This window comes from Massilia sp. X63, from assembly GCF_041023745.1.
GTDB lineage: Bacteria > Pseudomonadota > Gammaproteobacteria > Burkholderiales > Burkholderiaceae_D > Telluria.
Map to the genome: position 1 here is coordinate 1 of NZ_JBFTEF010000013.1, position 25,376 is coordinate 25,376.

Sequence of the window (25,376 nt, forward strand, 5' to 3'; positions counted from 1 at the left end):
GGAAAGGCTGGTCAGCCTCCTGAAAGACGAACGGCCCGGCCGCAAATGCGACCGGGCCGTCAAGGCAGCGCCGAAGCGCTATGCCGTTCGAAAGGTCAAGAAGCTACCTTAACTGAACGGCATTAGGCCTGGCGGCCGGTTTTTTTTCGTCCATTACCTGGCAAGGCACGCCCTTGTCAGAAGCGGTAGGTCACGCGCGCATACACCGTGAAGCCGAGCGGATCGGTGTAGCGCGGATCGTAGCCCAGCTGGAAGTTGGTGACCTGGTTGGTGAAAGGCGGCTCCTCGTCGAACAGGTTCTTGATGCCCGCGGTGAGCTCGGCCTTCTTGTTGCCCGTATAGATGGCCGCGATCGACCAGGTCGAATAATGGCCGACCTTGTTGAAGAACTCGGGCGCCACCGCCGTGTTCTGGTCGGTGTAGTGCGACATGTAGCGGTTGCTCAGGTTGAAGCTCCAGTCGCCGCGGTTCAGGGTGAACAGCAGGTTGTGGCGCCAGCGGAAGACCGCGGTGGCGTCGGCGTAGCGACCGGCGTTTTCGGTGAAGGGCCCGCCGGGCTCGTTCTGGTAGTCGTACTTGTTGACGTAGGTGCCGTCCAGGTTGACGCTGAAGTTGCCGAGAAGGGTGTTCGGCATGCGGTAGGCCAGCGACAGGTCGAGGCCGCGCGTTTTCACCTCGCCCAGGTTGTCGGTGATGGCCAGCACGTACTGCAGAGTGGTGCCGGCCGGTTCGTAGGCGAACAGCTTGCGGTATTTCGCGTAGTTGCCGAAGATGGTCTGCTCGGCCAGCGAGTTGATCTGGTCCTTGAGACGGATGTTCCAGTAGTCGGCCGACAGGGTGAGGTTCTTGATGGGTTCGAACACGATGCCGGCGCTGTAGGTGCGCGAGCGCTCCGGCGACAGATTGGGGTTGCCGCCGCCGCGCACCAGTTGCTGCTGGCCGCAGGCCACGTTCGGGTTGGCGCCGGGCGCCGGCACGCCGTTCGGACACAGCACCGGGTCGTTGTAGGTGTCCGAGCTGTTGGTGGTGGACTGCGGGCCGTACAGGTCGAACAGGGTCGGGGCGCGGAAACCATGGTCCGGGACAGGAGGGTTTCGGTCATCTTGGGCTCCGTTTGAGGTGGATGGCGCGCAGCGGCGCCCGGGCAGGACGCGGTATGCGCGCCCTGCCTCAGGCAGCCGCCGCCGGCTTCAGAAGGTGTAGCGCGCTCCCAGGGTGGCGAAGCGGCCGATCGCGCCGTAGTAGTCGAGCGGGTTGTACGACACCGCGCCGTAGGTCAGCGGATCGAGCGGGGCCTTCTTGTCGAACAGGTTCTGGATCGAGCCGAAGACTTCCCAGCGCTGCTGCGGCTTCCAGCGGAACACCAGGTCGACGGTCGTGAACGAGGCCAGTTCGCAATCGGCCGGGGCATCGTTGCCGTTGGCGAAGTGGGTGGCGCAGTCGGGATCGTCCTTGAACAGCCTGTTTTCGATGGGCCCGCGGTAGTTCGCGTTGAGCGACACGCGCCAGTTGCTGCGCTCCCAGCTGGCACGCAGGTTGAGCTTGTGGTCGGGCGTGCCGACGCAGTTGGTCACGTCGCAGTTGCCGTGGGTGCCGGCATAGTCGACACTGGTGCCGTCCCGTTCGGTACGCTCCCACTTGTCGAGGTAGGTGTACTTCGCGTCGAACACCAGGTTGCCGTAGCCGCTGGGCAGCGCGAAGCTCTGGCGTGCATCGAGGTCGATGCCGCGCACCTTGGTGCTGGCCGAGTTGACGTAGCGGGCCAGCACCGCGGTGATGGCGCCGGGGTCGCCCGGGATGGTCGGCACCGCGGTGCTCGGGTCACGCGACACGCTGCCGGCGGCGATGGCGGCGTCGATCGGCTGCTGGTTGATCTCGTTCTTGCGCTTGATCTGCCAGAAGTCGACCGAGATGCTCGTGCGCGGCAGCGGATCCCAGATCACGCCGACGTTCCAGCTCTTCGAGCGTTCCGGGCTCAGGGCCGGGTTGGGCGAGGTGATGATGGCGATCGAAGCGGGGTTGCAGGCCGCTTGCACGCCCAGGCCGCAGCGCAGCGGATCGGCGGCGGTCGAGAACGCCGCCAGGCCGCCGACGCCGTTCTCGGCCGGGCTCGGTGCGCGGAAGCCGCGCGCGAAGGTCGAGCGCAAGGCGAAGTTGCGCACCGGCGTCCACTTGATGCCGGCCTTCGGCGTCCAGGCGTTGCCGACGTCGGTGAAATGGTCGTAGCGCATGGCGCCGGTCAGTTCGACGCCGGGCCACACCGGCGCCAGCACTTCGCCGTACAGGGCGGTCACGTTGCGCTGGCCGTCGTAGGCCGAATAGCCGAGGCCGATGATGTTGCCGCGTTCGGTGCCGGAAGTGGGCTGCAGCTCGGCCGACTCGTGGCGGAACTCGGCGCCCACGGCGACCCCGAGCGGCCCGCCGGGCAGCTTGCCGAATTCGCGCGTGGCCTTGAAGTCGACCTGGGCGATCTTGGTACGGGCGTCGTTGCTGATCGTCGGCGACAGGGCGGCGTACACGGCCGGCGAATTCAGTCCGGCGTTCTCGGCGATGCGCCAGTAGGTGCCGGGCGGCAGGGCGCGGTAAGCCGGGTTGTTGGCGATCGCGGCGGCCACGTTGGTCGGGCTCGGGTCGAGCAGGGCGAAGGTGGCGTCGCGTGCGAGGTAGCCGGTGCGTTCGTTGTTCACCTTGCTTTGCGAAAAGAGCAGCGAGGTATCCCACTCCCATCCGTAGTTGCTGCCCTTGAGGCCGAGCAGGGCGCGCGTGAAGGTCGAGTCGATGTCCGAACGGCGCGGCCCGACGTCGGCCGCCAGGTAGCGCAGGCGCGCCGCGGTGCCGAAGTAGGGGTTGTCGGGGTGGGTGGGGCCGAACTGCGCGCCGGCGTTACTGACCGGCCCCCCGGGATAGCCGACCGAGGCGCTGACCGAGGACGGCGTCGCGGACGACCGGGTCAGGTTGCTGTACAAGTTGAGCTCGGCATAAGCCTCCAGACCCGGGCGGACCATGGCGGTGCCGCGCCCGAACAGCGAGACGTATTCGGTCCTGGGCTGGATCTGGCTGTACAGGAAGGCGGCGTCGACCAGGCAGCCGCCGCCCGGGTCGCCCTGCGGATGGTTGGTAAAGTTGCTGCATGCGGCATTCGGGAACTGCCGGGTGAAGCCGACCCCGGCCGGGTTGCCGCGGTTGTAGTAATCGAGCGTGGCGGGATTGCGCACGTTGCCGTTGATGGCGTTGCCGGATGCGTTGTTGCCGGTGATGGCGCCGGTGCCGCCCAGCGCTTCCTGGGCCGAGAAGCCCCAGGGGCGCAGGTCGGCCTTGCCGATGTAGTCGCGGTTGCCGCGCTCGCGGTTCCAGATCGCGTCGGTCCGCTTGTATTCGAAGTTCAGCAGCACGTTGTAGCGGTCGGCGTCGAGGTCGCCCCTGCCCCAGGTGAGCGCGACGTTCTGGTGCTGGCCGTCGCCGGCCTCGGCGGTGCCGACCATGGCGCGCGCCGTGGTGCCCTGGAAGTCGCGCCGCAGGATGATGTTGACCACCCCGGCAATCGCATCGGAACCGTAGATGGCGGAGGCGCCGTCCTTGAGGATCTCGACCCGCTCGACGGCGTCGGACGGGATGACGTTGAGATCGGAGAACACCTTCTGGCCGTCGTCGGCCAGGCCGTAGGGCGCCATGCGGCGGCCGTTGAGCAGCACCAGGGTCGATGCGGTGCCGAGGCCGCGCAGCGAAATGCCGGACGCGCCGGCGGCGAAGCCGCTGCCGAAGTTGACCGGCACCGAGCCCTGGTTGTCCACGGCGAGCGTCTGCAGCAGTTCGGCGACGGAGGTCTTGCCGGAACGCTCGATGTCGGCGCGGTTCACCGTCAGCACCGACGAGGCGGTCTCGGCCTGGGCGCGGCGGATGTTCGAACCGGTGATTTCGACGCGGGCGATGGGTTTCGGCGCGACTTCCTGCGCCATCAGTGCGGAAGGCGCCGCGACCACGGCGACGCCGACCGACATATAGCTGACCGACATCAGGCCGGCGGCGCCGCCGCCGGCGAAAATGCGCCGCAGGGCGCGCGAGAGCAGGGTTTCAGTCATGTCCGGACTCCAGTGGTTGGGTTGGTTCCCGCAGCATCCGCACGTTTTATTGACGACAGTCAAATGACTTAAAGACTTTTCTTAAGAGAATGCAATATCGGCGCGGAGCAGCCAGGGGCTTGGTGCAACTTTTGCATTGCTGGGTGAACGTCGACTGATCGCGGTCAAGGTGTGCGGAAAGGTCGGGAACAGTTGTGGGGTTCCCGCAACCGGTTGCCAAATCCTGCCGCAGCAACCGGCGTGATGTGCTGGCCGGCGCGGAGGGCAGGGCGCAACCATGCGCGTCCGCCGATGCGCCGCCGGCCACGCCTGCGGCGGTTTGCCGGGGCCGGCGCCCGGGCCGATGGCCCGGAAAAGGCTTGCCAACGGTTACATAATGGCGTTATAGTCAGGCGAACAAGGTCTCCGGACCGCCCCGGACTTCTCATGCGCCAGCACGTTTTCTTTACCTGCTATTTTTACTTTAGCCATTCCAGCCCCTTGGCGGTGGAGTAGCGGCAGGTTCACGCGAGATTCAAGAACAGTCCGACGCAAATCCAGACAAACCGCCAGCGATGGCGGTTTTTTCGTTTTCAGCCCCAGCCAAACAACACGGAGTACAGCATGCCTCGCACAGACGATTTACGCATCCGCGAAATGAAGGAACTGACGCCGCCCGCGCACCTGATCCGCGAGTTCCCGGTGACCCCGGCGGCAGAGCAGACCGCGGCGGAAGCGCGGGTCGCGCTGCACCGCATCCTGCACGGCCAGGATGACCGCGTGATGGTGGTGGTCGGCCCGTGCTCGATCCACGACCCGAAGGCCGCGCTCGAGTACGCGCGCCGCCTGGCCCCGCTGCGCCAGCGTTTTGCCGGCGAGCTCGAGATCGTGATGCGCGTGTATTTCGAGAAGCCGCGCACCACGGTCGGCTGGAAAGGCATGATCAACGACCCGTACATGGACAACAGCTTCCGCATCAACGACGGCCTGCGCATGGCGCGCGAACTGCTGCGCGACATCAATGAGCTGGGCCTGCCGGCCGGCACCGAGTTCCTCGACGTGATCAGCCCGCAGTACATCGCCGATTTGATCAGCTGGGGCGCGATCGGGGCGCGCACCACCGAATCGCAGGTGCACCGCGAGCTGGCCTCGGGCCTGTCCTGTCCGGTCGGCTTCAAGAACGGCACCGACGGCAACATCAAGATCGCCGCCGATGCGATCAAGGCGGCCTCGCAGCCGCACCACTTCCTGTCCGTAACCAAGGGCGGCCATTCGGCGATCGTCTCGACCGCCGGCAACGAGGACTGCCACATCATCCTGCGCGGCGGCAAGGCGCCGAACTATGACGCGGCCAGCGTGGACGAGGCCTGCCGCCAGCTGGCGGCCAACGGCCTGGCCAGCCGCCTGATGATCGACGCATCGCACGCCAACAGCAGCAAGAACCCGCAGAACCAGGTGCCGGTCTGCGCCGACATCGCGGGCCAGATCGCGGCGGGCGACGACCGCATCGTCGGCGTGATGATCGAGTCGCACCTGGTGGGCGGCAGGCAGGACCTGGTGCCGGGCAAGGAGCTGGTCTACGGCCAGTCGGTGACGGACGGGTGCATCGATTGGGAGACCAGCATCGGGGTGCTGGAGGGGCTGGCGGCGGCGGTGAAGCAGCGCCGTGTGCGGCAGGAGTAAGGGCCTGCGCCCGCTTTCTCCCGGCATGAGGCGGGAATAAAAAAACGGCGCACCCGCAGGTGCGCCGTTTTCATTCACGCCGCCGTATCAGAACTTGGCGGTCAGGTTCAGGAAGATATGACGGCCCATGGCGTCATACACCTGCGGGTAGGTATTGCCGTTGCCGAACACCGCGGCCACGACACCGGTCACCGGCGGATCCTTGTCCAGCGCATTGTTCATGCCCATGCGCAGGGTCAGGTTCTTGTGGAACGCCCACTGGCCCACCAGGTCCAGGTAGTCGCGCGAAGCCAGGCGTTCGTCAGCCGGCTCGAACTCGGCGTTCAGCAAGGGGTTGCTGCTGGTGGCATCGAGCTTGACCGCGTTGATGTGGCGCCAGGTAACGCCGAGTTCCAGGCCGCGCCATGGCGTGCCCCAGACCGCGCGGATCTTGTGGCGGTACTTCGGCAGCGGCGTGCCGCAGGTGGTGCCGTGCAGGCCGGCGCAGTCGTACTCGCCCGAACCCGGGAAGTCTTCGGACTTGAACTCGTCCAGCACGGTGCCGATGTACGACAGGTCGAGGCCGCCGTAGGCGCCCAGCTTCATGCTGTAGTTGGCGCCCAGGTCGAGGCCGCGGGTGGAACGCATGCCCAGGTTCTGGTTGGTCGCGATGATGTTCGCGGTCGGCAGCGCCCACAGCGAACCCAGGCGGTCACGGGTGATCAGCGAGCAGAACTTCGGATCGCCGGTCTGGAGGCACTGCGTCAGCGTCGTCGACGCCGGCATGCCGCCGATCGTGCCTTCGACTTTCATGTCGAAGGCGTCGATGGTCAGGCTCAGGTTGCGCATCGGCGTCAGCACCAGGCCCAGCGTGTACGAATCCGATTTCTCCGGCGCCAGCTTGGTATTGCCGCCGAAGATGGCGTTGTACTGCTGGGCCGGGCTGTCTTCGATGGTGCCGTACTGGGCCGCGGTCACCCCGGTGCGCTGGCACTGGGCCAGGGTGGCGGTCGGCTTGGCGCCTGCACAAGGATCGCTCGCCATGCCGAACAGGCCCAGGCCGCTTGCGGTGAACAGTTCGACCACGTTGGCGGCGCGGGCGGCGCGCTGGTAGGCGAAGCGCACCTTGGCGGCCTGCACCGGCGCCCATTCGGCGCCGAAACCATACGAGTTGGTCTTCTGGCCGGTCGAGTAGTCCGAGCGGCGGTAGGACGCAGTCATGGTCAGCTGATCGGCGAAGGGCAGCTTTTCCAGCACTGGAATGCGGGCTTCCGCGTAGTAGTCGCGCACGCTGAACTGGCCACTGACGCCGAAGGTCGGGCCGCCCTGGCCGGCCAGGTCGCCGGTCTGGTAGGCAGTGTCGGTATCCAGGGACAGTTTCTCGGTGCGGTGTTCCCAACCCAGCGCCAGGCCGACGCCGCGCGACGTGGTCGGCAGCTTGATGCCGTATTCGCCCAGGTCGGTCGACAGGTTCAGGCCCTGCACGGTTTGCGAGGTGCTGCCTTTCTGGAAGCCCGGGGTTTGCAGATATTTCAAGGCTTCCGGCGATACCTTGCCCAGCGACCAGATGTTGTACGGGACGCAGTTCGGGTCGGTGCCGTCGACCACGCTCTGGCATACCGGCTGGCCGTTGGCGCCGGTGACGACGTTCAGTGCGCGGCCGATGCGCACGTTCGAGAAGTCGTTGAAGTAGGTTTCCGAGTACAGCACCTTGCCCGCCTGCGCGAACGCGTCATAGGTCCAGTTGCCGATATCGCCCTTGACACCGATCACGCCGCGGTAGGAGGTGTGGCGCTGGTCGTCCTGGCGGCCGCCGCCTTCCACGTTGCGGCGGAAGATCAGGGCGTCGGCGGTCTGGCCGGGGGCGGTCAGGCCGAGGTCGCGGCGCCAGGCCGGGGTCAGGAACGGGTTCTCGTAGCGGATCGCATTGGCGCCGGAGGCGTCGAAGCCGAACAGGCCGGACGGCGCGATCTGGGCCACGGTATGGTCGTCGTGGAAGCTGGCCTCGGTGTACAGGCGGGCCTGCTCGTTGATGTCGTAGTGGGTGAAGCTGCTGAAGGTATAGCGCTCGGACGGACGGCGGAAATAGTTCAGCGGGCCGAAGTTGTACTGGTCGGTGGCGGCCACGTAGGGACGGGTATTGCCGTTGGCGTCGGCCACGGTGCGCTGGCCGGCGGCGGTAAAGAAGCGGCCGGGGAAGCTGGTACCCGAACCGCCGCAGTTGAAGGTGTTGCCCGAGCTGAAGCCGTCCAGCGAGCAGGAGGTGAAATCGCGCTCGGACTGCAGCAGCGGATCCTCTTTCTTGTAGCCGAAGAAGGCGACCGCATTGCCGCGGCCGTCGGCGAAATTACCGCCCAGCAGCAGGTTGGCATCCTTGACCTTGCCGTCGGCGCCCTTGTCGTCCGGCAGCGGGAAATTGCGGCGCTTGACGGCATCGGCGACCGGACCGCCGTTCTGCTGGTGGTTGTAGAACGCGTAGTTGGTTTCCAGTTGCACGCCCTGGAAATTGTCGTTCATGATGAAGTTGACGACACCCGCGACCGCATCCGAGCCATAGATGGCCGATGCGCCGCCGGTCAGCACCTCGACGCGCTTGATCAGCGCTGCCGGGATCTGGTTCAGGTCGGCCGCGGTATTGCGCGGCGAGCCGGCCGGCAGGCGGCGGCCGTTGACCAGCACCAGGGTGCGGTCGGCGCCGAAGTTGCGCAGGTTGACGGTCGCGGTGCCGGAGGAGCCGTTCGAGATCGAACCGCCCTGGTCGGCAAAGACCTGCGGCAGGTTGTTCAGCAGGTTCTCCACCGAACGCGTGCCTTCCAGTTTGATGTCCTTGGCGCCCACCACGGTCACCGGACTCACGCTTTCGAGGTTGGCGGTCGCGATGCGCGAACCGGTCACTTCCACGCGCTGCAGTTGCTGGCCTTCGGTGGCGGCAGCTTGCCCCTGTTGCGCGTCCTGCGCATAGGCGGAAGCGGCAACGACCATGCCCCCCGCAAACATCAATCGCACTGAGCGCGACAATACTGTTTCAACCATCATGTCGAGTATCCCGGGTAAAGCTCCTCGGCTTTTGTTCTGACCTCGGCCGCGGAGGGTTTCGATGACATTGCCGTGAAAATGTATTTCCGGCATCTTTTCCTGCGGGGCAATAAAAACATTGACGTACATACGTTGTCAATCGAATCGTCTTTACAAGAGAAAAAAACAACTGTGTTGCGCACGTCTTTACAAAATGCCCATTTAGGGTTATGGCGTGGCAATAAAAAGGAATGGAAGCGCAGCGGCATGGCAGGCTGTCAACCCGGCAGAATATGCGCTATCGTTACGCCCTTCGGCCCGCCACACTTCAGGAGTTCCATGCTTAGCTTTATCGTCCGCCGGCTGTGGCAGATGTTGCCGACCATGCTCGGGGTCGTGGTGCTGGTGTTCGTGCTGTTCAACTGGGTCGGCGGGGATCCGGCCTACCTGCTGGCGGGGAAGATGGCCGATACCGCGGCCATCGAGAACATCCGGCGCCAGCTCGGCACCGACCAGCCGTGGCCAAGCCAGCTGTGGATCTTCATCCAGCAGATCCTCACTTTCGACTTCGGCAATGCCTGGAGCACCGGCGAGCCGGTGTCGCACATCATCGCCAGCCGCCTGGGACCGTCCCTGACCGTGCTGGTGCCGCTCACCATCCTCGAAACCGTGCTCGGCATCGCGCTGGCGCTCGCCATCGCCTTTGTCCGCGGCTCGCTGACCGACCGCGCGGTGATGGTGGCCTGCACGGTCGGGATGTCGATCTCGATCCTGGTCTACATCATCGTGTTCCAGTACGTGTTCGCCTACAAGCTGGGACTGTTCCCGGTGCAGGGCTGGGGCAACGGCCTGGGCGAGAACCTGCTGCGCTACGCGCTGCTGCCCATCATCATCGGCCTCGCAGTATCGATTGCGCCGACCTTGCGCTTGTATCGTAGTTTTGTGCTCGACGAAGTGAACCAGGACTACGTGCGCACCGCGCGCGCCAAGGGCCTGAGCGAGCGGCGCGTGGTCTGGGTGCACGTGCTGCGCAATGCCGCGATCCCGATCATCACCCACGTGATGGCGAACCTGCCGGCCCTGCTCATCGGCGCCTTCCTGCTCGAGCGCTTCTTCGGCATCCCGGGCATCGGACGCGAAGTCATCCTGGCCGTGGAGCGCAGCGACTTCCCGGTGATCAAGGCGATCACGGTTTACGTCGCGGCCGCGACCATGCTGTTCAACCTGCTGGCCGACCTGCTGTACCAGGCAGTGGATCCGCGGGTGCAACTGACATGAGGGATGGAATGAGCACGCAACTGCAGTCGCCCGGCCTGTGGGCGCTGGCCTGGCGCCGCCTGCGCGCCGACCGCATCGCCATGGCCGCGCTGGCGGTGGTGGCCGGCTTCCTGCTGATGGTGATCCTGTCCGGCGCCGGCCTGATCGCCGCCGACTGGGAAGACGAGGTGGCGGTCAACTACGCGCCGCCCGGCTTCATCGGCGCCGATGCCGGCGCGCGCGCGCTGGCCGCGGCCCAGCTGCCGCGCGAGACGCCGCCGAACGCCTTCGACCCGCTGGCCGCCGACCTGGCCGAACTGAAGGCGCAGGTGCGCGCCAGCCATCCGCCGGTCGCCAAGGCGACCACGTTGCCTTTCGGGGCCGACAAGTGGGGCCACGACATCGTCAAGAAGACCATCAAGGGCGGCGAGACCTCGATCGTGGTGGGCCTGGTGGCGGCCTTCGTCGCGGTGGCGCTGGGCACCCTGTTCGGCGCGCTGTCGGGCTTCTACGGCGGCCTGGTCGACGACCTGTTCAACTGGTTCTACAGCATCTTCACCTCGATTCCGTCGATCCTGATGATCCTGACCGTGGCCGCGGTGCTGCAGCAGAAGGGGATAGCGACGATCGTCCTGATCCTGGGCCTGACCGGCTGGACCGGCCCCTACCGCCTGATGCGCGCCGAGTACATCAAGCACAAGGCGCGCGAATACGTGATGGCGGCCGACGCCATCGGCGCCTCGCCGTGGCGCCGCATGTTCGGCCACATCCTGCCGAACGTCTCGCACGTGGCCCTGGTGCAGATGTCGATCCTGGTGGTCGGCTTCATCAAGGCCGAGGTGATCCTGTCCTTCCTGGGCTTCGGCGTGCCGGTCGGCGTGGTGTCCTGGGGCAGCATGCTGAACGAGGCGCAGAATGAACTCATCCTCGGCAAGTGGTGGCAGCTGGCCGCCGCGGCCAGCGCGATGGCGCTGCTGGTGACCGCCTTTTCGCTGTTTGCGGACGCCTTGCGCGACGCCCTCGATCCGAAGCTCAAATGACGACCGACCCGACCCCTCTGCTGCAGGTGCGCGATTTGCGCATCTCCTTCCGCGTCGACAAGAAGAACACGGTCGAAGCCGTCAAGGGGGTTTCCTTCGACGTGCCGCGCAACAGCACCGTGGCGCTGGTGGGCGAGTCCGGCAGCGGCAAGTCGGTCAGCTCGCTGGCGGTGATGGGACTGCTGCCGCCCGACACCACCATCGTCGATCCGGGCTCCAGCGCGCGCTTCGACGGCCGCGAGCTGCTGGCGCTGCCCCTGGCGGAACGGCGCAGGCTGTGCGGCAAGGACATCGCCATGATCTTCCAGGAGCCGATGTCCTCGCTGAACCCGGTGTTCACGGTCGGCTTCCAGGTCGGCGAGGTGCTGCGCCGGCACATGGGCATGAATGCGAAGCAGGCGCGCGCCCGCACGCTGGAGTTGCTGGCCGAGGTCGGGATTCCCGACCCCGCGCTAAAGATCGACGCCTACCCGAGCCAGATGTCGGGCGGCCAGCAGCAGCGCGTGATGATCGCGATGGCGATCGCCTGCGAACCGCAGCTCCTGATCGCCGACGAGCCGACCACCGCGCTCGACGTCACCATCCAGAAGCAGATCATGGACCTGATCGCGCGCCTGCAGAAGAAGCACCGGATGTCGGTGCTGTTCATCACCCACGACCTCGGGCTGGTGAGCGAGATCGCCGACCGCGTGATCGTGATGCGCCATGGCGAGGTGCGCGAGGAGGGCGCCGCCGCCCAGGTGTTCGGCGCGCCGGCGGATGCCTATACGCGGGCCTTGCTGCACTGCCGCCCGAAGCTGGACGAGCGGCCGCTGCGCCTGCCGGTGATCGACGACTACCTGGAAGGCCGCTTCGCGCCGGATGCGCAGCTGCCCCAGCGTACCCGCGGCACCGCACCGGGCGACCAGCCTCTGCTGGAAGTGCGTAACCTGGCCAAGAGCTTCTGGCTGCGCGAAGGCCTGTTCAAAAAACGCGAGTTCCAGGCGGTCAAGGATGTCTCCTTCACCCTGGCGCGCGGCAAGACGCTGGGGGTGGTGGGGGAATCCGGCTCGGGCAAGACCACGGTCGGCCTGACCCTGCTGCGCTTGCACCGCGCCACGGCGGGGAGCGCCATGTTCGGCGGCCGCGACCTGCTGGCCATGTCCGACCGCGACTACCAGGCCTACAAGCGGCGCATCCAGATCATCTTCCAGAATCCCTACGCCTCGCTGAATCCGCGCTTCACGGTGGGCCAGATCCTGCTCGAGCCGATGCGCATCCACCGCATCGGCGCGGATGACGCCGAGCGCATCGGCATGGCGCATGAGCTGCTCAGGCGGGTGGGCCTGCCGGAGCAGGCTTTCCACCGCTATCCGCACGAGTTCTCCGGTGGCCAGCGCCAGCGCATCGCGATCGCCCGTTGCCTGACCATGAAGCCCGAGATCCTGGTGTGCGACGAATCGGTGTCGGCGCTCGACGTGTCGGTCCAGGCCCAGGTGCTGAACCTGCTGCAGGACCTGCAGGACGAGTACGGCATGAGCTACATCTTCATCTCGCACGACCTGTCGGTGGTGAAGTACATCGCCGACCAGGTGATGGTGATGCACCACGGCAGCGTGGTCGAAATGGCCGATTCGGACGCCTTGTACCGCGATCCGCAGCACGCCTACACGCGCAGCCTGCTGGCGGCGATTCCGGGAGCCGGGCGGCCGTTTTAAAGAGGTATTTGAATTACATATTATGCTAAGATGAAACCCTGTCCTGAGAGAAAGGGTTTATCGTGAACATCGAGAAGTTCAAGCATCAGCACATCGACATCCTGTCCAGCATTGCGCGCCTGCGCCAGTTGTCGCGCGCGGGCGTGACGGACAACGCTGCGGCGATCGCGGCGCAGATCGTGGAAGTCAGCGGGATCATCAAGTTGCATCTCGCGGTCGAGGATCGCAGCCTGTACCCGGCGCTGGAAGCATGCGCGGATGCGCGCCTGGTGAACATGAGCCGCGCCTACCGCACTGAAATGAAGGACATTGCCCAGGCTTACCTCGGCTTTGCGGCGAAGTGGAATACGGCGCGCCAGGTGGCGCTCGAGCCGGAGGGTTTCCGCGCGGACGCCAACCGGGTATTGCGCCATCTGTTCGAACGGATCCAGCGCGAAGATCACGCGTTCTACCCGGCGATCGAGGCCGCTGCAGTTGCCGCAGTTGCCGCCTGAAGCAGGGAGGGGGCCATGTGGCCCCGGCTGTTTTGCAGTACCATGACGCGATGGGCCAACTTGCTGAACTAATCCAGACCTACGGCGTGCTGATGGTGTTCGGCATCGTGCTTGTCGAGCAGTTCGGCCTGCCCATACCCGCCTTCCCGATCCTGGTGGTGGCCGGCGCGCTCTCGGTCGACGGCGAACTCGGCTGGCAGCTATGCCTGCTCGCCGCGGTCGGCGCCTGCCTCATCTGCGACATGTTCTGGTTCCGCGCCGGACGCTTCTACGGCAAGCGCATCCTGCACCTGCTCTGCAAGATCTCGCTGTCGCCCGATTCCTGCGTCAACCAGACCGAGGACCGCTTCCGGCGCTTCGGCGCGAAGTCGCTGCTGGTGTCGAAGTTCGTCCCCGGTTTCAATACCATCGCCGCGCCGCTCTCGGGCGCGATCGGCACCCCCATCCGCGCCTTCCTCGCCTATTCGGGCGCCGGGGCGGCGCTATGGAGCGGCACCGGCATCCTGCTCGGCATCGTGTTCCACGACAGCGTCGAAGAGCTGCTCGGCTGGCTCGAGACCGCCGGCGGCACTGCGCTGGCGGTACTGGCCACGCTGCTGGCCCTGTTCATCGCCGTCAAGTACGTGGAGCGGCGCCGCCAGCGCGCCCGCCTGGCGGTGCCGCGCATCGACATCGCCGAACTGATGGCGCTGATCGAGGGCGGCCACGACCCGGTGATTGTCGACGCACGCGGCCTGACGGCCCAGCAGCTCGACGCGGCGATTCCCGGCGCGCTGCTGTTCCACGCCTGCGAGCCGGGCCAGTTGATGGCCTCCATCGACAGGGATCGCCACGTGGTCGTCTATTGCAGCTGCCCGAACGACGTGACGGCGGCCGAGGTGGCCAAGCAATTCCTCGCCAACGGCTTCCACCGCACCCGCCCGCTGCGCGGCGGCCTGGACGCCTGGAACGCACGGCGCGGCGCCGACCCGGGGCTGGCGCCGGCCAGCTGCTGAGGTAGTTCGACTACTTAATGTGTTGCGTCAAAGCGATGCGAGTAGGGTAGCTGCTACAGGTGGATGTACCTAAACTACAGAATGTACTTGTAAGAGTACTACAAAGTTTAGTAAGCTTGGTCATCGCTCCTTAATTAGCTGCAATGACCGCCTTCCCCTCCAGCCTCGATCCCGTCTCCATCGCCCATGCCGGCGGCGTGCGCCTGCTTGCCGACATCGGCGGCACCAACGCCCGTTTTGCGCTGGAGAGCGGGCCCGGGCGCTTCGAGGCCATCGAAGTCCTGTCCTGCCAGCAGTACCCGACCCTGGCCGATGCCGTGCGCGCCTATCTGGCGCTGCCCCAGGTCGCCGGTTTGAACAATGGCATCCGCCACGCCGCGATCGCCATTGCCAATCCGGTCAGCGGCGACCAGGTGCGCATGACCAATCACCACTGGGCCTTTTCGATCGAGGCGCTGCGCCAGGCGTGCGGCTTCGACACCCTGCTGGTCGTCAACGATTTCTCGGCGCTGGCGCGTTCGCTGCCGCACCTGGGCGAGCACAAGCGCCAGGTCGGCGGCGGCGCGCCCGTGCCGGACGCTCCGCTGGGCCTGCTGGGCGCCGGCACCGGCCTGGGCGTATCCGGCCTGATCCCGTCGGCGGCGGGGTGGACCGCGCTGCGCAGCGAAGGCGGCCACGTCAGCTTCTCGCCGGTCAACGAGACCGAAGTGGCCATCCTTCAGTACGCCTGGCGCGAATTCGAGCATGTCTCGGCCGAGCGCCTGCTGTCGGGCGCCGGCGTGGAACTGATCTACCGCGCCCTGAGCGACCGCGCCGGACGTCGCGACAACCTGGCCGCCCCCGAGATCTCGCGCCGCGCCCTGGCCGGCGAGTGCGCGCTCTGCGACGAGGTGCTGGAAAGCTTCTGCGGGATGCTCGGCACCGTCGCCGGCAACCTGGCCATTACCCTCGGCGCGCAGGGTGGCGTGTACATCGGCGGCGGCATCGTGCCGCGCCTGGGCGAGCGCTTTGCCAACTCGTCGTTCCGCCGCCGTTTCGAGCAGAAGGGGCGCTTCAGCGCTTACCTGGCCCAGGTCCCGACCTACGTGATCACGGCGGACTACCCGGCCTTCCTGGGCGTGTCGGCAATCTTGTCGGAAAAACTGTCCGCCGCTTGAGCAAACAGGTGCTGCGCAACGGTGCAGGCTTTCGCCTTGTCCGTTCCCGTGTTTTATCGGTTACAATGGCCGCCAGTTGTCAGTAACGATGGCGCTTGCCCGCCCCGTAGGCCCGACGAACCCGCCTTCCGCGCGCCAGCCTTCTGGTGCACCAGGCGATTCCCGGGGGCCGAAAGACCAACAGCTGTCGCCCGCCTGGCACGCGGGCAGCCGTGACGGGCACCAGGCCTGTCACCTTTGTCAGCCCGGCGCATTCCAGCCCCGGGCCACGGATTCCAGAGTTTTGCGCGCAGCACCTTCGCACCGCGGCCGATGTCGGCTCCGTGGCTGGCATCCGCTAGATCGGTTTTGATTTGATTCTTGCATTCGAGCGTGACGACACCGCGATATGAATACTGACGAGGCCAAGCGCGTCCTCGAGACCGCCTTGCTGTGCGCGCGCGAGCCGATGACGATCCACGGCATGAAGAAGCTCTTCGCCGAGGTCGACGCGAATGGCCGCCAGCTCAATGCTGGTGTCGGTAGCGACACGATCAAGATCCTGCTGGAAGAATTGCGCCAGGACTGGCAGGGGCGCGGCATCGAGATCGTCAGCCTGGCATCCGGCTGGCGCTTCCAGAGCCGGCCCGAGATGAAGCCTTATCTCGACCGCCTGTCGCCCGAGAAACCGCCGAAGTATTCGCGCGCGACGCTGGAAACGCTGGCGATCATCGCCTATCGCCAGCCGGTGACGCGCGGCGACATCGAGGAAATCCGCGGCGTGGCCGTGAATTCGCAGACGATCAAGCTGCTCGAGGACCGCGGCTGGATCGACGTGGTCGGCCACCGCGAGGTGGTGGGGCGGCCGGCGCTGCTGGGCACCACCAAGCAGTTCCTCGACGACCTCGGCCTGGCGTCGCTGTCGCAACTGCCGCCGCTCCAGCCGGTGGCCGAGGGTCCCGACAGCCGCAGCCTGGAAGCGCTGGAAGCGGCACTGAACGATAACTTTGAGAGGGCGTCCGCGGCCGAGGCAGCGAACGCCGACGAGACAGACACCGAGACGGACGCCATGCCCGTCGACGTCCCGATTCTTGACCGGAATTTTGACCATGAGTCGGCGGCAGCCGCTGGGCCGGGTCAGCACAATAAAGACACGAACGATGAACCCAACTGAACCGAACGACAAGCCCGTCGAGGCTGAAGGCGCCCCCGCCGCCAAACCGAAGCGCACCCGCAAACCGGCCGCCGCCGCCGCACCGGAAGCGGCGCCCGTGAGCGCCGCCGAACAGCCGGCCGCAGTCGCCAAGCCGAAGCGTACCCGCAAAGCCGCAGCGCCGGCCGAGGCCGCCGCCGAGGCGCCTGCGGCCGCTGCCGCGCCAGGCGAGCAGGGCGAAGCGCCGGCCGCCAAGCCGCGCAAGCCGCGCGCCGCCAAGGCTGCGCCGGCCGCAGCTGCACCTGCGGCTGCGGCTGATCCGGCGCCGTCCGCAGCGGGAGCGCAGCCAGCCGCTCCGGCAGCCGGAGCCGCGGACGCCGGCCAGCGCAAGCCGCGCGGCCCGCGCCAGATGCGCGAGAAGCGCCAGGAACGCGAAGCACGCCTGCACGAGTCGGCCGCGGCAGCCGTCGCCGATGCGCCGGCCGAGCCGGTCCAGGCGGACGAGGGCGCCGAGCAGCCGGCCGAAGCCAGGCGCGAGGGCCGCGGCCGCAACCAGCAGAAGCAGGGCAAGCGTGGCCAGCAGGGTCAGCAGGCCCAGCAGCCTGGCAAGCAGCAGGGCAAGCAAGGCAAGCAGCCGGGCAAGCAGGGCAAGCAACAGCAGCCGGGCAAGCCGGGCGGCAAGGGCAACGAAGCCGACGCGGTGTTCTCCTTCGTCACCTCGGACGACTTCGACGCCAACGATGGCGGTCGCGGCAAGGCCGCCAGCAAACCGGCGCGCCGCGACCTGACCGCCGACGACGATGCGCCGAAGCTGCACAAGGTGCTGGCCGAGGCCGGCCTGGGTTCGCGCCGCGACATGGAAGAACTGATCGTCGCCGGCCGCGTGTCGGTGAACGGCGAGCCGGCCCACATCGGCCAGCGCATCCTGCCGACCGATGCGGTGCGCATCAACGGCAAGCTGATCCAGCGTAGGGTCAACAACAGCAAGCCGCCGCGCGTGCTGGTGTACCACAAGCCGGCCGGCGAGATCGTCAGCCACGACGATCCGGAAGGCCGTCCGTCGGTGTTCGACCGGCTGCCGACCATGAAGACCGGCAAGTGGCTGGCCGTGGGCCGCCTCGACTTCAACACCGAAGGCCTGCTGCTGTTCACGACTTCCGGCGACCTCGCCAACCGCCTGATGCACCCGCGCTACAACATCGACCGCGAGTACGCCGTGCGTACCCTGGGCGAGCTGGAAGAAGGCATGCGCCAGAAGCTGCTGGCCGGCGTCGAGCTGGACGACGGCCTGGCCTCGTTCTCGAAGGTCCAGGACGGCGGCGGCGAAGGCATCAACAAGTGGTACCGCGTGGTCATCGGCGAAGGCCGCAACCGCGAGGTGCGCCGCATGTTCGAGGCGGTCGGCCTGACCGTCTCGCGCCTGATCCGTACCCGCTACGGCGCCATGACCCTGCCGACCGGCCTGAAGCGCGGCCGCTGGGAAGAGCTGCAGGAAAACGACGTGCGTGCGCTGATGGCCGCCTTCGGCGTCGAGAAGAAGGGCGCTCCCGAAGCCGGCAAGGGCAAGGGCGGCAAAGGGCAGGGCGGCAAGCACGACGATGCGCGCCGTTCGGACGGCAACCGCATCGACCGCGCCGACGCCAACCGCAACGTCGATCCGTTCGGCCCGCCGGTGGTGCGTGCCGGCGTGCCGCGCCAGCAGGGACCGGGCGGTTTTGCCGGCGGTCGTCCGCAGGGCCAGGGCGCCAAGGGCGCCGGCGGCAAGGGCCGCGGCGGCAACAATGCCGGCGGCTTCGGCGCTAACAAGGGCGGCAGCAGCCGTCCGAAGCAGCCGGATCCGCTGCAGACCACCTTCGGCTTTGCCGGCACCGGCGGCGGCCGTCGCGGCGGCCAGGGGCCGCGCGGTTCCGACCACGGTCTTCCGCGCCGCGGCCGCCGCGGTTAAGGGTTTTGCGAGAAATTTCTACGGCATCGGGCACGCAATGCTGCAATGCCGTAGAATGCAGCCCATGCCCCTGTATGGCTATCCTGCCAACTGTTGCTTTTTTCGCTAGCTGAGCGCATTTTTGCCCCGGCGATTGCGAGAGAGGCGGGATTTCTGTATAATGTGCAGCCTAATCAAAGTTCTTCCCAGTATTTTTTTGGTGCAAGTGCTTTCATCTGGTTGGGTTGTGAATACAAAAAGATGGGCAGATGCCCATTTTTTTTTTGGTAAATCGTTTTCGAGTCCTGGAGAAGTGCCGTGCAGCAGTTTGAACTCATCGCCAAAACAGTCAGTGGCCTCGGCTACGAACTCGTGGACGTCGAACGGGGCGAGCGCGGAATCCTGCGCGTGTACATCGATTTCCCAGCTGACGTCGTGGAAGAGAAGGGCCCGATCACGGTCGAGGACTGCGCCACCGTCAGCCACCAGTTGTCGCACGTGCTGACCGTCGAAAATGTGGATTACGAACGGCTGGAAATATCGTCGCCGGGCCTCGATCGCCCGGTGCGGACCCTGGCCGACTTTGCGCGCTTTGCCGGGCACGAATGCACGGTGAAGCTGCGGGTTGCCATGCCGGGCACCGCGAACCGGAAAACCTTCACCGGTATCCTGCGCGGCGTCGAGGGCGACAAGGTCGGTCTGGAATTTGATAATAAAGATGGTTCGGCGTTGTTGGAATTTACGCTGGCCGAATTGGACAAGGCACGCTTGGTGCCGCAGGTGGATTTTAGGAGTCGCAAAGCATGAGTCGCGAAATTTTGTTACTGGTGGATGCGCTCGCGCGCGAAAAGAACGTCGATAAGGAAGTGGTCTTCGGAGCGCTCGAATTCGCGCTCGCGCAAGCCACGAAAAAGCGCTATGAAGGCGAGGTCGACATTCGCGTGAGCATCGATCGCGACACCGGCGAATTCGAGACCTTCCGCCGCTGGCACGTCGTTCCCGACGACGCCGGCCTGCAGCTGCCCGACCAGGAAATCCTGCATTTCGAAGCCGTGGAACAAATCCCGGACATCGAAGTCGACGAATACATCGAAGACCCGATCGAATCGGTCGAGTTCGGCCGCCGCTTTGCCCAGGACACCAAGCAGGTCGTGCTGCAGCGCGTGCGCGATGCCGAGCGCGAGCAGATCCTGCAAGACTTCCTCGAGCGCGGCGACTCGCTGGTGACCGGCACCATCAAGCGCATGGAGCGCGGCGATGCCATCGTGGAATCGGGCAAGATCGAAGCGCGCCTGCCGCGCGACCAGATGATCCCGAAAGAGAACCTGCGTATCGGCGACCGCGTCCGCGCCTACATCCTGCGCGTGGACCGCAACATGCGCGGCCCGCAGGTGATCCTGTCGCGTACCGCGCCGGAATTCATCATGAAGCTGTTCGAGCTGGAAGTGCCGGAGATCGAGCAGGGCCTCCTGCAGATCAAATCGGCTGCCCGCGACGCCGGCGTGCGCGCCAAGATCGCGGTGTTCACCGCGGACAAGCGCATCGACCCGATCGGCACCTGCGTCGGCATGCGCGGTTCGCGCGTGCAGGCCGTGACCGGCGAGCTGGGCGGCGAGCGCGTGGACATCGTGCTGTGGTCGGACGATCCGGCCCAGTTCGTGATCGGCGCGCTGGCGCCGGCCAACGTCTCGTCGATCATGGTCGACGAAGACAAGCACGCCATGGATGTGGTGGTCGACGAAGAGAACCTGGCGATCGCGATCGGCCGTTCGGGCCAGAACGTGCGCCTGGCCTCGGAACTGACCGGCTGGAAGATCAACATCATGACGGCCGAGGAATCGGCCAACAAGGTGGCCCAGGAAACCGCAGCCATCCGTACCCTGTTCATGGAAAAGCTGGACGTGGACCAGGAAGTGGCGGATATCCTGGTGGACGAAGGCTTCTCGAGCCTTGAAGAAATCGCGTATGTCCCGATTTCCGAAATGCTGGAAATCGAGTCGTTCGACGAAGACACCGTCAACGAACTGCGCACCCGTGCCCGTGACGCACTGGTGACCGAAGCGATCGCTTCCGAGGAGGGCCTCGAAGGGATGGAAGAAGCCCTCGTGAACCTGGAAGGCATGGACCGTACCACCGCCGGAAAGCTTGGCCTGGCTGGCATCAAGACGGTCGAAGCATTCGCGGCACTCGCCTACGACGAATTCGGCGCCATCCTGGCCTTGCCGTCGGACCGTGCCCGCGACCTGATCAAGAATGAATTTAGTGATGTGACCGACGAAGAGATGAAGCTGGTCGACAGCAAATACGATGACCGCGCCAAGGCGCTGCAGGCGAAGGCCTGGAGCCTGGCAGAAACGGCCAAGGCGTAATTTGCAAATCTTTATCATCTCAGCGACACATAGAAAAGAGGACTGAATGGCGAGTAACAACGTAGCCCAATTTGCCACCGAACTGAAGATGCCCGCAGACCTGCTGCTGACACAGCTGCGCTCGGCCGGCGTCGAAAAAAGTTCGACGTCAGATCCCTTGTCGAAAGATGATAAGGACAAGCTGCTGAACCACCTGCGCCGCACCCACGGCGCAACCGAAACCGGCGAAAAGAAGAAGATCACGGTGACCCGCAAGGAAACCACCGAGATCAAGCAGGCTGACGCCAGCGGCAAATCGCGCACCATCCAGGTCGAAGTCCGCAAGAAGCGCACCTTCGTGCAGCGCGACGACCTGGTCACGCCGAAAGCCGCCGAGGCTGCCGCCCCGGTGATCGATGCCGCCGAGCAGGCGCGCCGCGACGAAGAGGCGCGCCGCCAGACCGAGCTGATCGCCCGCCAGGAAGCAGACCTGCGCGAGAAGCAGGAACGCCTGGCCAAGCTGGAAGCGGAAGAGGCTGCCCAAGCCAAGGCTGCCGAAGAACAGGCCAAGCGTGACGCGGCCGAGAAAGCCAAGCGCGAAGCCGCCGAAGCCGCCGCAGCTGCGAAAGCCGCCGCAAGCGCTCCGGCGCCTGCCGCGCCGGTCTCCGCCGCTGCCGAAGAAGCTGCCCAGGCTGCTGCCCTGGAAGTCAAGAAGCGCGCCGAGGAAGCCGCCAAGGAAGCCGCCGAACGCGCTGCCGCCACCGAGCGCGCACGCAAGGCCGTGGCTGACGAAGTGGCCCAGATCAAGCTCATGATGAGCCAGCCGCGCCGCGTCATCAAGGCGCCGGAGCCGGCGCCGAAGCCGGCTGCTCCCGCAGCGCCGGCCGGTACCCTGCACAAGCCTGCCGCATCGGCAGACAAGAAGCCGGGCGAAGCCAAGCCGGGCGACAAGAAGCCGGGCGACAAGAAGTCGATCAAGTCGGCGAATGTCTCCTCGACCTGGTCGGACGACGCCAAGAAGCGCGGCGCACCGAGCGGCGCCAACAAGGGCCGCGGCGGTCCGGGCACGGGTAGCGGCGGCCGTGACGGCTGGCGCGCCGGTGGTCGCAGCGGCGGACGTCGTTCGTCGCATGGCGAAGACCGCGAATCGAACTTCCAGGCGCCGACCGAGGCGATCGTCAAGGACGTCCACGTGCCGGAAACCATCACCGTGGCCGAACTGGCCCACAAGATGTCGGTGAAGGCGTCGGAAGTCATCAAGCAGCTGATGAAGCTGGGCCAGATGTGCACCATCAACCAGGTGCTGGACCAGGAAACCGCGATGATCCTGGTGGAAGAGATGGGCCACAAGGCCTTCCCGGCCGCCGTCGACGATCCGGAAGCACTGCTGGCCGACCAGGGCGAGCACGCCGAGTTCGAAGCGACCTCGCGCGCCCCGGTGGTGACCGTCATGGGTCACGTCGACCACGGCAAGACCTCGCTGCTGGACTACATCCGCCGCGCCAAGGTGGCGTCGGGCGAAGCCGGCGGCATTACCCAGCACATCGGTGCATACCACGTGGACACCCCGCGCGGCATGATCACCTTCCTGGACACCCCGGGTCACGAGGCCTTCACGGCCATGCGTGCCCGCGGCGCCAAGGCCACCGACATCGTCATCCTGGTGGTGGCGGCGGACGACGGCGTGATGCCGCAGACCAAGGAAGCGATTGCCCACGCGAAAGCCGCCGGCGTGCCGCTGGTGGTGGCGATCAACAAGATCGACAAGCCGGGCGCAAATACCGATCGCGTCACCCAGGAACTGGTGGCCGAAGGCGTGGTGCCGGAAGAATACGGCGGCGATTCGCCGTTCGTCCCGGTGTCGGCCAAGGTCGGTACCGGTATCGACGATCTGCTGGAGCAAGTCCTGCTGCAGGCCGAAGTGCTGGAACTGAAGGCGCCGACCGAAGCCCCGGCCCGTGGCCTGGTGGTCGAAGCCCGCCTCGACAAGGGCCGCGGCCCGGTCGCCACCATCCTGGTGCAGTCGGGTACCCTGAAGCGCGGCGACGTCGTGCTGGCCGGTTCCTCGTTCGGCCGCGTCCGTGCGATGCTGGACGAGAACGGCAAGCCGGTGGCAAGCGCCGGCCCGTCGATCCCGGTCGAGATCCAGGGCCTGACCGAAGTGCCGAGCGCCGGTGAAGAAGTGATGGTGATGGCGGACGAGCGCAAGGCGCGCGAGATCGCCCTGTTCCGTCAAGGTAAGTTCCGCGACGTCAAACTGGCGAAGCAGCAGGCCGCCAAGCTGGAGAACATGTTCGACCAGATGGCCGAAGGCGAAGTCAAGAACCTGCCGCTCATCGTCAAGACCGACGTGCAGGGTTCGCAGGAAGCGCTGGTCGGTTCGCTGCAGAAGCTGTCGACCTCGGAAGTGCGCGTCCAGATCGTCCATGCGGCGGTCGGCGGCATCACCGAGTCGGACGTCAACCTGGCGGTGGCCTCGAAAGCGGTCATCATCGGCTTCAACGCCCGTGCCGACGCTTCCGCACGCAAGCTGGCCGAAGCCAATGGCGTCGACATCCGTTACTACAGCATCATTTACGATGCGATCGACGAGATCAAGACGGCACTGTCGGGCATGCTGGCGCCGGAGAAGCGCGAGACCGTCACCGGCCAGGTGGAAATTCGCCAGGTCATCATGGTGTCGAAAGTCGGCGCGATCGCTGGTTGCCTGGTCACCGATGGCGTGGTCAAGCGTTCCTCCTCGGTTCGCCTGCTGCGCAACAACATCGTCGTGTGGACCGGCGAGATCGACTCGCTCAAGCGCTTCAAGGACGATGCGAAAGAAGTCCGTGCCGGCCTCGAGTGCGGTCTGTCGCTGAAGAACTACAACGAGATCCAGGTGGGCGATACCCTGGAAGTGTTCGAAGTCACCGAAGTGGCGCGTACGCTGTAATTTCGACATTGGGCGTACCATGAGGGCCAGGACGCTTCGCGGCGATGCCGCGAGGGGCCTGGCCCTTGTTTTTAGCGCCCCGACATCACAAGAACAACACGAGCAGTAACATCATGGCAAAACACAGCAAAAGCATCCCCCAGCGCGGCCTGCGCGTCGCCGACCAGATCCAGAAAGACCTGTCGGAACTGATCGCCTTCGAACTCAAGGACCCGCGCGTCGGCATGGTCACCATCAGCGAAGTCAAGCTGACCCCGGACTACGCCCACGCCAAGGTTTACTTCACCCTGCTCAAGGACAGCCCCGAAGAGGTCAAGCAGACTCTGGAAGGCCTGTCGAAAGCGGCCGGCTACCTGCGCAACCTGCTGGGCAAGCGCCTGCACATCCACACCCTGCCGCAGCTGCACTTCGTGCACGACACCTCGACCACGCGCGGCCTGGCCATGTCGGCCCTGATCGACCAGGCCAACGCCGTGCGCGCCGCCGATTTCGGCCAGGACGACGAGTCGGACAGCCAGTGAACGCCCGCCCGCCCAAGAAGCCGCGCGATCCGGTCGACGGCGTGCTGTTGCTCGACAAGCCGGTCGGCCTGTCTTCGAACGACGCCCTGCTCAAGGCCAAGCGCGTCCTGAATGCCAAGAAGGCCGGCCATACCGGCACCCTCGACCCATTCGCCACCGGCCTGCTGCCGCTGTGCTTCGGCGAGGCGACCAAGTTCTCCCAAGACCTGCTGGAAGCCGACAAGACCTACGAGGCGACGGTCCACCTCGGCATCATGACCACCACCGGCGACACCGAAGGGGAGGTCATCGAGCAGCGCGACGTGGACGTGACGCGCGAACAGGTCGAAGCGGCGCTGGCGCGCTTTCGCGGCCCCATCTTCCAGGTCCCGCCCATGTATTCCGCGCTCAAGCGCGACGGCAAGGCCCTGTACGAATACGCGCGCGAAGGCATCACGCTCGAGCGCGAAGCGCGTCCGGTGACGATCCACGCCCTGTCGCTGGTCGACTACAGCGCGCCCTACCTGAAGATCCTGGTCACCTGCAGCAAGGGCACCTATGTGCGCGTGCTGGGCGAGGACATCGGCGCCGCGCTCGGTTGCGGCGCGCACCTGAACGCGCTGCGCCGCGTGCAGGTGGGGGCGCTGTCCACCGAGCGCATGATCACGCTGGAAAACTTGCAAGCGCATCCCGATCCGCTGTCGCTGCTGGCGCCGGTCGATGCACTGCTGTCGAGCTTCCCGTCGGTCGAGCTCACGTCCGAATTGGCCAAGCGCTTCCTGAACGGCCAGCGCCTGGCGCTCGGCAAGGAAGCGATCGCAGTGCCGGCGCAACTGGGCCGGGTGCGGGTCTACCACGAAGGCAAGCTGCTGGGCACGGCCAACCTGCAGGAATATGCGATTCTGGCGCCGGAACGCCTGATCGCGGCGCCACAGTAAGCGCCCGCTTACCGTTGCTGCCGCGCCACGCGGCAGCAATGGGGAACCGTCCGTCATTTTCCTGCAATGCATTGCCATTACAATCGACGGCGGCATTCATCGAAATTCCCGCTCGCTGCGGTGCAGCAAGCCACATAGCGTGCTATAGTAGCGGGCTACGGTAAGCGGTCATGTGCATCAAATCATCGCCGACCCCGACCATCACGCAACATTCACTGTTGAAAACA

At 65.9% G+C, this 25,376-nt stretch carries 17 protein-coding genes; 14 read left to right on the forward strand and 3 right to left on the reverse strand.

What is annotated here, in order from left to right; genetic code table 11:
* Positions 1-176: 176 nt before the first annotated feature.
* Complete coding sequence (locus tag AB3347_RS20760; protein ID WP_369093736.1) at positions 177-1,178, reverse strand: TonB-dependent receptor; 1,002 nt, start codon at positions 1,176-1,178, stop codon at positions 177-179.
* 12 nt (positions 1,179-1,190) lie between these two features.
* Positions 1,191-4,079, reverse strand: a complete 2,889-nt coding sequence (locus AB3347_RS20765) for a TonB-dependent receptor (protein WP_369093616.1) — start codon at positions 4,077-4,079, stop codon at positions 1,191-1,193.
* Between the two features lie 603 nt (positions 4,080-4,682).
* Between AB3347_RS20765 and aroG the strand changes: the two genes are divergently transcribed.
* Positions 4,683-5,741 (forward strand): 3-deoxy-7-phosphoheptulonate synthase AroG, encoded by a 1,059-nt coding sequence (gene aroG, locus AB3347_RS20770; RefSeq protein WP_369093617.1) that lies wholly within the window; start codon positions 4,683-4,685, stop codon positions 5,739-5,741.
* Between the two features lie 87 nt (positions 5,742-5,828).
* Here aroG and AB3347_RS20775 read toward each other — a convergent pair whose 3' ends face one another.
* Positions 5,829-8,702 carry a TonB-dependent receptor gene (locus AB3347_RS20775; RefSeq protein WP_369093618.1) on the reverse strand — a complete coding sequence of 958 codons (2,874 nt, stop codon included), beginning with the start codon at positions 8,700-8,702 and terminating at the stop codon, positions 5,829-5,831.
* A gap of 372 nt (positions 8,703-9,074) precedes the next feature.
* On the opposite strand from AB3347_RS20775, the gene AB3347_RS20780 reads away from it, so the two are divergent.
* From AB3347_RS20780 to truB, 13 genes are all read left to right on the forward strand, one after another.
* Positions 9,075-10,013, forward strand: coding sequence for an ABC transporter permease (locus tag AB3347_RS20780; protein ID WP_369093619.1), 939 nt, complete (start codon positions 9,075-9,077; stop codon positions 10,011-10,013).
* Between the two features lie 8 nt (positions 10,014-10,021).
* A complete protein-coding gene (locus AB3347_RS20785; RefSeq protein WP_369093620.1) occupies positions 10,022-11,032 on the forward strand; it encodes an ABC transporter permease in 1,011 nt (336 codons plus the stop codon).
* A complete protein-coding gene (locus AB3347_RS20790; protein ID WP_369093621.1) occupies positions 11,029-12,729 on the forward strand; it encodes an ABC transporter ATP-binding protein in 1,701 nt (566 codons plus the stop codon). The genes AB3347_RS20785 and AB3347_RS20790 overlap by 4 nt, the downstream gene beginning before the upstream one ends.
* A gap of 62 nt (positions 12,730-12,791) precedes the next feature.
* Positions 12,792-13,223, forward strand: coding sequence for a hemerythrin domain-containing protein (locus tag AB3347_RS20795; protein WP_369093622.1), 432 nt, complete (start codon positions 12,792-12,794; stop codon positions 13,221-13,223).
* 50 nt (positions 13,224-13,273) lie between these two features.
* Positions 13,274-14,218, forward strand: a complete 945-nt coding sequence (locus AB3347_RS20800; protein WP_369093623.1) for a VTT domain-containing protein — start codon at positions 13,274-13,276, stop codon at positions 14,216-14,218.
* A 143-nt stretch (positions 14,219-14,361) separates the two neighbouring features.
* On the forward strand, positions 14,362-15,375 hold the full coding sequence (locus AB3347_RS20805) for a glucokinase (protein ID WP_369093624.1): 1,014 nt from the start codon (positions 14,362-14,364) through the stop codon (positions 15,373-15,375).
* Positions 15,376-15,763: 388 nt separating this feature from the next.
* A complete protein-coding gene (gene scpB, locus AB3347_RS20810) occupies positions 15,764-16,528 on the forward strand; it encodes an SMC-Scp complex subunit ScpB (protein WP_369093625.1) in 765 nt (254 codons plus the stop codon).
* On the forward strand, positions 16,515-18,452 hold the full coding sequence (gene rluB, locus AB3347_RS20815) for a 23S rRNA pseudouridine(2605) synthase RluB (RefSeq protein ID WP_369093626.1): 1,938 nt from the start codon (positions 16,515-16,517) through the stop codon (positions 18,450-18,452). Before scpB ends, rluB begins: the two co-directional genes overlap by 14 nt.
* A 297-nt stretch (positions 18,453-18,749) precedes the next feature.
* Positions 18,750-19,238 carry a ribosome maturation factor RimP gene (rimP, locus tag AB3347_RS20820; RefSeq protein WP_369093627.1) on the forward strand — a complete coding sequence of 163 codons (489 nt, stop codon included), beginning with the start codon at positions 18,750-18,752 and terminating at the stop codon, positions 19,236-19,238.
* Positions 19,235-20,800 carry a transcription termination factor NusA gene (gene nusA / locus AB3347_RS20825; protein ID WP_369093628.1) on the forward strand — a complete coding sequence of 522 codons (1,566 nt, stop codon included), beginning with the start codon at positions 19,235-19,237 and terminating at the stop codon, positions 20,798-20,800. Before rimP ends, nusA begins: the two co-directional genes overlap by 4 nt.
* Positions 20,801-20,846: 46 nt before the next feature.
* Positions 20,847-23,711: a translation initiation factor IF-2 gene (gene infB, locus AB3347_RS20830; RefSeq protein ID WP_369093629.1), complete on the forward strand. Its 2,865-nt coding sequence runs from the start codon at positions 20,847-20,849 to the stop codon at positions 23,709-23,711.
* Between the two features lie 113 nt (positions 23,712-23,824).
* Positions 23,825-24,232, forward strand: coding sequence for a 30S ribosome-binding factor RbfA (rbfA, locus tag AB3347_RS20835; RefSeq protein ID WP_369093630.1), 408 nt, complete (start codon positions 23,825-23,827; stop codon positions 24,230-24,232).
* Entirely contained in the window at positions 24,229-25,149 is a 921-nt protein-coding gene (truB, locus tag AB3347_RS20840; protein WP_369093631.1) for a tRNA pseudouridine(55) synthase TruB, read from the forward strand. Before rbfA ends, truB begins: the two co-directional genes overlap by 4 nt.
* Positions 25,150-25,376: the final 227 nt, after the last annotated feature.